The 10,731-nt window shown below is 72.7% G+C and carries 9 protein-coding genes; 5 read left to right on the top strand and 4 right to left on the bottom strand.

All coding sequences use genetic code 11. The features are described from left to right. Window positions 1–145 precede the first annotated feature (145 nt). Genes mnmG through MOX02_RS10870 form a run of 4 tightly spaced genes read left to right on the top strand, consistent with a single transcriptional unit; the run spans window position 146 to window position 4,445 of the window. On the top strand, window positions 146–2,023 hold the full coding sequence (gene mnmG / locus MOX02_RS10855; protein WP_147025812.1) for a tRNA uridine-5-carboxymethylaminomethyl(34) synthesis enzyme MnmG: 1,878 nt from the start codon (window positions 146–148) through the stop codon (window positions 2,021–2,023). After that, a complete protein-coding gene (gene rsmG, locus MOX02_RS10860; RefSeq protein ID WP_147025813.1) occupies window positions 2,023–2,652 on the top strand; it encodes a 16S rRNA (guanine(527)-N(7))-methyltransferase RsmG in 630 nt (209 codons plus the stop codon). The genes mnmG and rsmG overlap by 1 nt, the downstream gene beginning before the upstream one ends. Further along, the gene (locus MOX02_RS10865; RefSeq protein WP_147025814.1) at window positions 2,649–3,491 is read left to right on the top strand and encodes a ParA family protein; all 843 of its coding nucleotides are present in this window, start codon (window positions 2,649–2,651) and stop codon (window positions 3,489–3,491) included. The genes rsmG and MOX02_RS10865 overlap by 4 nt, the downstream gene beginning before the upstream one ends. A 60-nt stretch (window positions 3,492–3,551) precedes the next feature. Further along, the gene (locus tag MOX02_RS10870) at window positions 3,552–4,445 is read left to right on the top strand and encodes a ParB/RepB/Spo0J family partition protein (RefSeq protein ID WP_147025815.1); all 894 of its coding nucleotides are present in this window, start codon (window positions 3,552–3,554) and stop codon (window positions 4,443–4,445) included. Window positions 4,446–4,451: 6 nt separating this feature from the next. Here MOX02_RS10870 and MOX02_RS10875 read toward each other — a convergent pair whose 3' ends face one another. The 4 genes from MOX02_RS10875 to leuS form a co-directional block, all read right to left on the bottom strand. Beyond that, window positions 4,452–5,309 carry an intradiol ring-cleavage dioxygenase gene (locus tag MOX02_RS10875; protein WP_147025816.1) on the bottom strand — a complete coding sequence of 286 codons (858 nt, stop codon included), beginning with the start codon at window positions 5,307–5,309 and terminating at the stop codon, window positions 4,452–4,454. A gap of 92 nt (window positions 5,310–5,401) precedes the next feature. Beyond that, window positions 5,402–6,430, bottom strand: coding sequence for a DNA polymerase III subunit delta (gene holA / locus MOX02_RS10880; protein ID WP_147025817.1), 1,029 nt, complete (start codon window positions 6,428–6,430; stop codon window positions 5,402–5,404). Then, on the bottom strand, window positions 6,427–6,978 hold the full coding sequence (gene lptE / locus MOX02_RS10885) for an LPS assembly lipoprotein LptE (protein ID WP_147025818.1): 552 nt from the start codon (window positions 6,976–6,978) through the stop codon (window positions 6,427–6,429). The genes holA and lptE overlap by 4 nt, the downstream gene beginning before the upstream one ends. Before the next feature lie 171 nt (window positions 6,979–7,149). After that, complete coding sequence (gene leuS / locus MOX02_RS10890) at window positions 7,150–9,756, bottom strand: leucine--tRNA ligase (RefSeq protein WP_147025819.1); 2,607 nt, start codon at window positions 9,754–9,756, stop codon at window positions 7,150–7,152. 207 nt (window positions 9,757–9,963) lie between these two features. Between leuS and MOX02_RS10895 the strand changes: the two genes are divergently transcribed. Further along, the gene (locus MOX02_RS10895) at window positions 9,964–10,662 is read left to right on the top strand and encodes a YggS family pyridoxal phosphate-dependent enzyme (protein WP_147025820.1); all 699 of its coding nucleotides are present in this window, start codon (window positions 9,964–9,966) and stop codon (window positions 10,660–10,662) included. Window positions 10,663–10,731 lie beyond the last annotated feature (69 nt).

The raw sequence follows: 10,731 nt of genomic DNA on the forward strand, positions 1-10,731 counted from the left end.
CGGGAGAGGTGGGTGCCGGCTTCGCCTGCGCCGGGCCGGCGCGATCGCGCGCGGCACCTCTCGAAAACAGGAGCGGTGGCGCGCACCAACCACCCAGCCCGTGTCGCGCGTTGACGGGAATCGTCGGGCGCGCGTAATCACCCGCATGCGCGAGACAGCTTCATCCTACGACGTCGTCGTGGTCGGCGGCGGGCATGCCGGTGTCGAGGCGGCGGCGGCGGCCGCGCGCTTCGGCGCCCGCACGGCTCTCCTCACCCACGATCCGGCGACGATCGGCGCCCTATCCTGCAACCCGGCGATCGGCGGTCTCGGAAAGGGCCATCTCGTCCGGGAGGTCGATGCCCTCGACGGGCTGATGGGGCGGGTCGCCGATGCCGCCGGCATCCAGTTCCGGCTGCTCAACAGGCGCAAGGGCCCGGCAGTGCGCGGGCCGCGCACCCAGGCCGACCGCAAGCTCTACGCGGCCGCCATGCAGGCGGCGGTGGCCGACACGGGCGGCCTGGACGTCCTCGCGGGCGCCTGCGAGGACCTCGTCGTCCGCGACGGGCGCGTCGTCGGCGTGACGCTCAGCGACGGGCGCTCCCTCCCTTGCGCCGCCGTGGTGATCACCACCGGCACCTTCCTGCGTGGGCTCATCCATATCGGCGACGCGCAGGTGCCGGCCGGCCGCGTCGGGGAGGCGCCCTCGCTCGGCCTCGCTGCGACCCTCGACCGTCTGGGTTTCCGGCTCGGGCGCCTCAAGACCGGGACGCCGCCGCGACTCGACGGCCGCACCATCGACTGGGGTTCTCTCGAGATGCAGGAGGCCGACGCCGATCCCGTCCCGTTCTCGACCTTGACGGAGCGCATCACCACGCCGCAGATTCGCTGCGGCATCACCCGAACGACGCGGGCGGTGCATGACCTGATCCGGCAAAACCTCCACCGCTCGCCGATGTATTCCGGCGGCATCGCGAGCCGCGGGCCGCGCTACTGCCCCTCGATCGAGGACAAGGTGGTGCGCTTCGGCGACCGCGAGGGGCATCAGATCTTCCTGGAGCCGGAAGGGCTCGACGACCCGCTCGTCTATCCGAACGGCATCTCGACCGCCCTGCCCGAGGCGGTGCAGCGGGACCTCGTCGCGCTCATCCCCGGCCTGGAGCAGGCCGCCATCGTGCGGCCGGGCTACGCCATCGAGTACGATTACGTGGACCCGCGCGAGCTCGACGCCACGCTCCAGACGAAGCGCCTGCCCGGCCTGTTCCTGGCCGGCCAGATCAACGGCACCACGGGCTACGAGGAGGCGGCCGCGCAGGGGCTGGTCGCCGGCCTCAACGCGGCCCGGCTCGCGGGCGCGAACGAGGCCGCGTCGTTCGACCGGGCCGAATCCTATCTCGGCGTGATGATCGACGACCTCGTCACCCACGGGGTGAGCGAGCCCTACCGGATGTTCACCTCGCGCTCCGAGTACCGGCTCTCGCTGCGGGTCGACAACGCCGACGAGCGGCTGACGCCTCGCGGCCTCGCGCTCGGCTGCGTCGGCACCCACCGCGCTGCCCGGTTCGAGGCGTCGCGCCGGGAACTCTCCGCGGTGCGGGAGCGCCTCGACACTCTGAGCCTGACGCCCGACGAGGCGCGCCGCCATGGCATCACCCTCAACCGCGACGGCATTCGCCGCACGGCCTTCCAGCTCCTCTCCTACCCGGAGATCGGCTGGGACCGCCTCGCTGCCGTCTGGCCGGATCTCGGCGAGGTCTCGCCGCGCGTCGCAGACCGAGTCCGGACCGACGCCACCTACGCGGTCTATCTCGATCGCCAGGAGGCCGACATCGCCGCCTTCCGCCGGGACGAGGCCGTGCTGCTGCCCGCGCGCCTCGACTATGCGGGCATCGCCGGGCTCTCGAACGAGATGCGGGCGAAGCTCGAGGCCGTGCGGCCGGGCACGCTCGGGCAGGCGGCGCGGATCGAGGGTGTCACGCCGGCCGCCCTCACCCTGCTCGCCGCGCATGCCCGGCGGGGCTCGCGCGAGGCGGCGGCCCGCTGATGTCCGACCGCGAGCGTGTGCTGGCGGAGGCCGGTGTTTCACGTGAAACAGCCGAGCGGCTCGACATCTACGTGGCGCAGCTCCGCCGCTGGCAGGGCGTGAAGAACCTCGTTGGCCCGGCGACGCTCGCCGAGGTCTGGACCCGGCACGTCGCCGACGCGCTGCAGCTCCTCGCCCTCGCACCGCAGGCGCGGACCTGGCTCGATCTCGGCTCGGGTGCCGGCATCCCGGGCGCCATCCTCGCCATCGCGGGCGCGGACCGGCCGGGCTTCCGGGTCGATCTCGTGGAGAGCAACGCGCGCAAATGCGCCTTCCTCACCGAGGTGGTCCGGCTCACCGGCGCGCCGGCCCACGTCCACAACGCCCGCATCGAGAGCGTGATCGGCGAGCATCGGGACGTCGAGATCGTCTGCGCGCGGGCGCTCGCCGCCCTCGACCAGCTCCTCGCCTGGACCGAGCCGGTGTTGAAATCCGGCACCACCGGCCTGTTTCCGAAGGGGCGGGAGGTCGAGGCCGAATTGACCGAAGCTGCGCGGCGGTGGAGATTCGTTTACGATCTGCTGCCGAGCCAGACCGACTCGGCGGCGCGGATCGTCCGCGTCACCGCCCTCGACCGCGTGGAGCCATGACGAGCGATACCCCCTCCGCCGCCGCCGAGACCAAGCGTCCGCTGCGGATCCTGGCACTCGCCAACCAGAAGGGCGGCGTCGGCAAGACCACGACGGCGATCAACCTCGGCACGGCGCTCGCCGCCATCGGCGAGACCGTGCTGGTGTTCGATCTCGACCCGCAGGGCAACGCCTCGACCGGGCTCGGCATCGACCGGCGGCAGCGCCGCGTCTCGACCTACCACGTGCTGGCGGGCGACGCGCCGCTCGCCCAGGCCGTGATCCCGACCGCGGTGCCCCGTCTCTCGGTCGCTCCCTCGACCATGGACCTGCTCGGGCTGGAACTGGAGATGGCGAGCTCGGCCGACCGGGCGCACCGCCTGCGCAACGTCCTCAAGGACCTGAACGCGCCGGGCAGCAGCACCGAGGCGGTCAGCTACGTCCTGATCGACTGCCCACCCTCGCTCAACCTCCTGACCATCAACGCGCTCGCCGCCGCCGACGCCGTGCTGGTGCCGCTGCAATGCGAGTTCTTCGCGCTCGAGGGCCTGAGCCAGCTCCTGCGCACGGTGGAGCAGGTGCGCGGCGCGTTGAACCCGCGCCTGACCATCCAGGGCATCGTGCTCACCATGTTCGACCCGCGCAACAACCTCTCGGCACAGGTGGTGGCGGACGTGCGCGGCTTCATGGGCGAGAAGGTCTACGAGACCATGATCCCCCGCAACGTGCGCGTCTCCGAGGCGCCCTCCCACGGCAAGCCGGTCCTGCTCTACGACCTGAAATGCGCGGGCTCGCAGGCGTATCTGCGCCTCGCCTCCGAGGTCATCCAGCGGGAAGGCCGCATGCCCGTCGCCGCCTGAGGCGCGGGCTCACCGATCGGCGTACCAGTCCAGCGTAACGGAGTTCAGCGAGTGGCAGCGATGGCGGACGATTCGGCACGCCCCCGGCTGGGGCGCGGCCTCGCGGCCCTGATCGGCGATTTCGGGCAGGACGGCGCGGAGGCCGGGCGCGCGGAGGGCCAGCGCAAGGTCGCCGTGGAGTTCCTGCGGCCGAACCCGCGCAATCCCCGCCGCCGCTTCCAGGAGAGCGACCTGGAGGAGCTCGCCGCCTCGATTCGAACGCGCGGCGTCATCCAGCCGATCGTCGTGCGGGCGCTGTCCAGCGTGCCGGGCACCTACGAGATCGTGGCGGGCGAGCGGCGCTGGCGGGCGGCGCAACGGGCGGGCCTCACGGAGGTGCCCGTCGTCGCGGTCGAGATCGACGACCGCACCTCCCTCGAATACGCGATCTTGGAGAACGTGCAGCGCACGGACCTCAACGCGATCGAGGAGGCGGCGGGCTACGAGCGGCTGATGAGCGAGTTCTCCTACAGCCAGCGCGAGCTCGCCGACATCCTGGGCAAGAGCCGCAGCCACCTCGCCAACACGCTGCGCCTGCTCCAACTCGCGCCGGCGATCCAGGACCGGGTGACGGCGGGCGAGATCACCGCCGGCCACGCTCGCGCGCTGCTCGGCCTGCGCGACCCGGAGGCGGTGGCCCGCCGCATCGTGGCCGAGGGGCTCTCGGTGCGCGAGGTCGAGGCGCTGGCCTCCGCCGAGGTGCCGGAGAGCGACGAGCCTCGCCCCGGCCGCCCCCGCCGCAGCCCGGAGACGAGCGCGGCGCTCCGCTCGCTGGAGCAGAGCCTCACCCGCGCCCTCGGGCTCGGCGTCGTGGTGAGGGCGCGCTCCGAGGGCGTCGGCGAGATCCGCATCCGCTACGGCAGCCCCGAGGAGCTGGAGGCGCTCCGCCGCCGGCTCGACGCGGCAGGGGGCTGAGAGCTGTCAGGGCTCCCGCCGCAGGCCTGGCACCAGGGCGGCGGGGCGGTTCTTCATGGTCAGGCGGGCCGGGCGGCGCAGCTCGGGCGGCGGGCCTCCCCCTGCGCCCGGCGGCGGCCGTTCCGGGCGCCCGCCCCGGCTCTCGCGGCGCGCGCCGCTCCGGGCGTCGCGGGCGTGGTCGACGCCGAGGGTGAGGGTGGCGAGGTAGCGCTCCGCCTCCTCCTTCACGGCGCAGAAGGCGCGCCGATGCGGATCTTCCTCGTTGGCGATCCCGTCATTGGCGTTGACGATGAAGCGCTCGGCCCGGCGCCCCTGGTAGGCGGGGACCTGCGTGTAGAGGAACTCGTTCAGCGCGTCGGGGAAGTAGATCTGGCCCGTCAGCATCGTGCGGGCGTCGAGGAACGCCTTGACGTGGATGTGGGTCGCCCGGCCCGCGTACCAGCCCGGGTAGATCGTGTCGAACGTCACCCAGCCGGCCGCGTCGGTGGTCTGGCTGCCGCGCAGGAAGGTCTGGCCGGACGTGTCGACCGCCCGTGCATCCCGCTGCCCCGGATAGCCCGAGTAGAGCCCCTGCGCGTCGCAGTGCCAGACGTCGACCCGCGCGCCCGCCACGGGCTGGCAGGAGCCGGCCTCGACCACGCGCAGGCGCAGGCGCAGCGGCACGCCGGCCCGGCCCTCCGCGATATCGGCGCGCACGAGGCGCGAGTCCCGGTAGAACGGCCCCTCGATCGATTGCGGGGTGAGGACGCAGACTTCCGCCTCCCCCTCGGCACTGCTCGCGGAGATTGCGGCGCGGGGCAGCAGGCCCGCGGCGCCGGCACCGAAGGCCGCGAACAGGCTGCGGCGCGACGTGAAGAGGGGCATGGCACATCCTCCGCGAGCCGGCGGGCCGGCCCCCGAACGGGTAGCACGGCTGCGCAGGGATGCGCGCACCGTGATGCCGCAGGATGTCCGCCTCAGCGGCGGCGGCGCGCCTCGCCGGCGATGCGCAGGAGGGCCGCCGAGGCGTGGGCGTGGGCGAGCACAGGGTCGGCCCGGCGGCAGGCGAGGACGGCCTCCTGCAGGATCTGCACGGCCTGGCGAAGGGCGGCGGGCGACCAGCGGGCGAGTTGCGCCTCGACATCGGCGCGGCGGCGGAAATGCAGGCCGCGCCAGCCCGCCGCCATCAGGCTCGGGCTCTTGCCCTCCCCGTCGAGGCGCGTGGCGAGGAGCGTCAGCGCGTGGCGCAGGGCCGCGCCGAGCATCACCGAGGCGTCGAGCCCCTCGTGGCGAAAGCGGCGGTAGTCGCGCTCCGCCTCGCCCGTCCGCCCGCTGAAGGCGGCATCGATCAGCGTGTTGAGCACGCTGCCCGCCACATCGCTCACCACCGCCTCGACGTCGTCGCAGGTGACGCTGTCGCGCCCCGCCGCGTAGAGCGCCAGCTTCTCGATCTCGGCGAGGCTGGCGCGGCGGTCGCCGCCGAGGCTCGCCACGAGGAGGTCGCGGGCATCCGGTGCGATGCGCAGGCCCCGATCCTGAAGGGTCTGGCGCACGAGTTCGGCGAGGGCCCGTTCGTCGTCCGGGTAGCAGGGCAGGGCGAGCGCGGAGCCCGAGCGCTCGCAGAGAGTGCGGAGCGGCGCGGATTTGCCGAGGTCGCCCGCCTCGACCACGATGCGGGTGCCGGTCGGCTCGGCGGCCAGCACGGCCTCGACGGCGGGGGCATAGTTGCGGCTGCCGGCCTTCACCCAGATGGTGCGGCGGTCCCCGAACAGGCCGACCGTGCCGGCCTCATCCACGAGGCGCCCGGGGTCGGAGGCGAGGGTGTCGCCGTCGATCTTCACGAGGGCGAAGGGATCATCCGGGTCGGCGACCGCGCCTTCCGCGAGGCGCTTGGCGCGCTCGCCGACGAGGCCGGTATCCGGGCCATAGACGAGGATGACCGCGACCTTGGGGTCGGGCCCGCGCCGGATCAGGCCCTCGACGTCGCCCGCCTTGACGGCCGTCAAGGCTTGGCCGCCATCACCGAGGCGATGCGGGTCTTGATCTGGTCGGCGAGCACCTTGGCGAGGCGGATCTCGGCGTCGCGGGCGGCACGCAGCGAGGCGAAGCGCTGCACCGAGCGGTCGTAGGTGGCGGTCGAGGTGGCCACGCCCTCGGTGATGATGCGGGTGCCGTCGAGGGATTCGAGCGCGAACTTGACATTGGCGACGATGGTGCCCGATTCCGCGCGGCCCGTCTGCGACGAGACGATCGGGGTCTGCACGGTCTCGCTGCCCTGCATCTTGAGGCGGTATCGCTTCGGCGCGGGCTGGCCGGACCCGTCGAGATCGAAGATCAGCTCGCTGCGCAGGTAGTGGCCGATGCGCTCCTGGCCCTGCGCCATCGCGATGTCGTCCACCTGGATCGAGGCGAGGAGGGCGCCCATCGGCTCGCCGGAGGCGGTCGGCCCGTAGAGCGGGCGGAAGCAGGCGGAGAGGTTGAGGGCGAGGGCGCCCGCGAGCGCGAGGCGCGCCGCCCTGCCGCCGATCCGGCGCCCGATTCCGGCCCGAGCCATACGCATCATCGCCCGCCGCTGCCCCGCTTCCCGTCCCGCACCGCCTCATACGCCGAGGCGGCCCGCCGCGTCACCCTTATGAGGGACGAACCGTTACGATTCATTCAGGGCGACAGCGGGGCAGGGCCACAGGGCGGCAGGGCGTAGCCCGCGCCCCGCGGCCGATGCGTCTCACACAACAAGGTTCACGATGCGGCCCGGGACCACGATGACCTTGCGCGGCGTCCTGCCCTCGAGGGCGCGTTGCACGGGCTCGAGCGCGAGCGTCGCGGCCTCGACGGCGGCGGCGTCCGCGTCGCGCGCCACCGTGACGTCCGCGCGCTTCTTGCCGTTGATCTGGACGGGCAGGGTGATCTCGTCCTCGACGAGGAGGCCGCGGTCGACCGCCGGCCAGGGCGCGTCCGCCACGAGCCCGGAGCGGCCGAGGAGCTCCCAGGCGCTCTCGGCGAGATGCGGCATCATCGGCGCGATGAGCTGGACGAGGATGCCCGCCGCCTCGCGGCCGGCCTCTGCCGAGACGGGGCCGCGCAGGGCCTCCTCCAGGGCGTTCGCCAGGGTGTAGATGTGGGCGACGCAGCGGTTGAAGCGCAGGCGCTCCACGTCCTCCTCGACGGAGGCCAGCGCCCGGTGGGCGGCCTTGCGAAGGACCTCGTCCGCGGCTCCGCCCGCCCCTCGGGCCGCGGCGACCGCATTGACGAGGCGCCAGACCTTCTGGACGAAGCGGGCGGCGCCCTGCACGCCCTCTTCCGTCCAGATCACGTCGCGCTCCGGCGGCGAATCGGAGAGCATGAACCAGCGCGCCGTGTCGGCCCCGTAGCTCGCGATGATGTCGTCCGGGTCGACCACGTTCTTCTTCGACTTCGACATCTTCTCGATCGGGCCGATCGAGACGGGCGCGTCGGTTTTCACGTGAAACGCGCGGCGCTCTCCGCCCTCGCTGGCGATGCGGATGTCGGCCGGCATCACCCAGGCGCCGGTCGCGTCCTTGTAGGTCTCGTGCACCACCATGCCCTGCGTGAACAGGCCGGCGAAGGGCTCGGCCACGCCGGACCAGTCGGTGGCCTTCATGGCGCGCATGAAGAAGCGGGCGTAGAGCAGGTGCAGGATCGCGTGCTCGATGCCGCCGATATACTGGTCCACGGCGAGCCAGTGATCGACCGCGGCGCGCTCCGTCGGCGCGTCCCGCAACCAGGGCGCGGTGAAGCGGGCGTAGTACCAGGACGAGTCCACGAAGGTGTCCATCGTGTCGGTCTCGCGCCGGGCCGGCCCGCCGCATTGCGGGCAGGGCACGTTGCGCCACGCCGCGTCCCGCTCCAGAGGGTTGCCGGGCACGTCGAAGGAGACCTCGTCGGGCAGCTTCACCGGCAGGTCCTCCACGGGCACGGGCACTGGCCCGCAGGCGTCGCAGTGGATGATCGGGATCGGACAGCCCCAGTAGCGCTGGCGCGAGACGCCCCAGTCGCGCAGGCGGAACTGCACCTTGCGCCGCGCCACCGGCGCGCCCCCCGTCTCCTCCGCCTCCAGCCGGTCGGCCACCGCCGCGAAGGCCGCCTCCGTCGTCAGCCCGTCGAGGAAGCGCGAGTTGATGAGCCGCCCCTCCCCGTCATAGGCGGTGTCGGTGATGACGAAGCTCTCCGGATCCTGCCCCTCCGGGCAGACCACGGGCGTGTTGCCGAGGCCGTACTTGTTGGCGAAGTCGAGGTCGCGCTGGTCGTGCGCCGGGCAGCCGAACACGGCGCCGGTGCCGTACTCCATCAGCACGAAGTTCGCGACGTAGACCGGCAGCAGCCAGTCGGGGTCGAGGGGGTGGCGAACCTTGAGGCCGGTGTCGAATCCGAGCTTCTCGGCGGTGTCGATGGCCGCCTGCGCCGTGCCGGTGCGGCGGCACTCCTCGGCGAAAGCCTGCAGCTCGGGGTTCCCGGCGGCGAGCGTCGCGGCGAGCGGGTGGTCGGCTGCGATCGCCAGGAACTTCGCGCCGAACAGGGTGTCGGGCCGCGTCGTGTAGACCGTGATCGTGTCCGCGGCGCCGGCCGGCACCTCGGCGAGGCGAAAGCGCAGCTCCAGCCCCTCCGAGCGGCCGATCCAGTTCCGCTGCATCAGCCGGACCTTCTCCGGCCAGCGCTCCAGCCCGTCGAGGGCGGAGAGCAGGTCCTCGGCGAAGTCGGTGATCTTGAAGAACCACTGGGTCAGCTCGCGGCTCTCCACCAGCGCGCCCGAGCGCCAGCCGCGCCCGTCGATGACCTGCTCGTTGGCGAGCACGGTGTGGTCCACCGGGTCCCAGTTCACCTTGGCGGTCCGGCGGGTGACGAGCCCCGCCTTCAGGAAGTCGAGGAACATCCGCTGCTGGTGCTTGTAGTAGTCGGGGTCGCAGGTGGCGATCTCCCGGCTCCAGTCGAGCGACAGGCCCATCGACTGGAGCTGCGCGCGCATCGCCGCGATGTTGGCGTAGGTCCAGTCCCGCGGGTTGACGCGCCGCTCCATGGCGGCGTTCTCGGCCGGCAGGCCGAAGGCGTCCCAGCCCATCGGGTGGAGCACGTTGAAGCCCCGCGCGCGCTTGTAGCGGGCCACCACGTCGCCCATCGCGTAGTTGCGCACGTGGCCCATGTGGATGCGCCCGGACGGGTAGGGGAACATCTCCAGCACGTAGTATTTCGGCCGCGGGTCGTCGTTCTTCGTCTCGAAGAGGCGGGCCTCGTCCCAGGCCTTCTGCCAGCGCGGCTCGGACTCCTTGGCGTTGTAACGCTCCGGAGCGGTGGGCGGGGTCGCGGCGTTCGTCATGCGGAAGGCGCCAGGTCTCGATGCGGGAGAGGGCGGGAAAGGGCTGCGGCGCCAGCCCCTTGGCCGGCGTCCCCGGTGGCCGGACTACCACAGGAGGACGGTGCGCGGTCAACCGATCCGTCGCTCGCCCGCCGCGCGGCGGTTGCCGCGGGCGCTCCCGGTGATACTTCCGAGCCTCCGGACCCCTCGAAGAGACGCGTTGAGCCCATGACCGAGACCGCAACCCCCGAGCAGCGCGCGGACGTCCTGGCCGGGCTCGAGGCCGTTCGCGCAGGGATTCGCCGGGCGGCCGAGGATTCCGAGCGGGATCCCCGGGGCGTCCACCTGATCGCCGTCTCGAAGACCGTGCCGGCCGAGGGCATCCTCCCGGCGCTGGAGGCCGGCCAGCGGCTATTCGGCGAGAACTACGTGCAGGAGGCTCGGGCGAAGTGGCCGGCTCTGCGCGAGCGCTTCCCGGACGCCGAGCTGCACCTGATCGGGCCGCTCCAGTCGAACAAGGCCCGCGAGGCGGTCGCCCTGTTCGACGTGATCCACTCCCTCGACCGGCTCAGCCTCGCCGCGGCGCTCGCCAAGGAGATCGCGCGGACGGGGCGCACGCCGAAGCTCCTGATCCAGGTCAACACGGGCGAGGAGCCGCAGAAGGGGGGCATCCCGCCGGGCCAGGTCGACGTGCTGCTCGCCGAGTGCCGCGACACGCACGGGCTCGCCATCAACGGCTTGATGTGCATCCCGCCCGCGGACGACCCGCCCTCCGCGCATTTCGCCCTGCTGGCGCGGATCGCCGAGCGCCACAACCTGCCGATCCTCTCGATGGGGATGAGCGCCGACTATCCGGCCGCGATCCAGATGGGCGCGACGCACGTGCGGGTCGGCACCGCCATCTTCGGCGCTCGGCCGCGGCCGTAGAGCGGGCGGCCGCACAGGCGCGCCTCGGAGCATCCCGGCTTGGCGCAGGAGAAGAGCTCACCTCTCCCG

It is taken from the genome of Methylobacterium oxalidis (genome assembly GCF_007992195.1).
GTDB classification, from domain to species: domain Bacteria; phylum Pseudomonadota; class Alphaproteobacteria; order Rhizobiales; family Beijerinckiaceae; genus Methylobacterium; species Methylobacterium oxalidis.

What these genes read in the sequence shown, in the direction of transcription:
- mnmG (WP_147025812.1), top strand. Translation starts at nt 146, where the DNA reads ATGCGCGAGACAGCTTCATCCTACGACGTCGTCGTGGTCGGCGGCGGG.
- rsmG (WP_147025813.1), top strand. Translation starts at nt 2,023, where the DNA reads ATGTCCGACCGCGAGCGTGTGCTGGCGGAGGCCGGTGTTTCACGTGAA.
- MOX02_RS10865 (WP_147025814.1), top strand. Translation starts at nt 2,649, where the DNA reads ATGACGAGCGATACCCCCTCCGCCGCCGCCGAGACCAAGCGTCCGCTG.
- MOX02_RS10870 (WP_147025815.1), top strand. Translation starts at nt 3,552, where the DNA reads ATGGCGGACGATTCGGCACGCCCCCGGCTGGGGCGCGGCCTCGCGGCC.
- MOX02_RS10875 (WP_147025816.1), bottom strand. Translation starts at nt 5,309, where the DNA reads ATGCCCCTCTTCACGTCGCGCCGCAGCCTGTTCGCGGCCTTCGGTGCC.
- lptE (WP_147025818.1), bottom strand. Translation starts at nt 6,978, where the DNA reads ATGGCTCGGGCCGGAATCGGGCGCCGGATCGGCGGCAGGGCGGCGCGC.
- leuS (WP_147025819.1), bottom strand. Translation starts at nt 9,756, where the DNA reads ATGACGAACGCCGCGACCCCGCCCACCGCTCCGGAGCGTTACAACGCC.
- MOX02_RS10895 (WP_147025820.1), top strand. Translation starts at nt 9,964, where the DNA reads ATGACCGAGACCGCAACCCCCGAGCAGCGCGCGGACGTCCTGGCCGGG.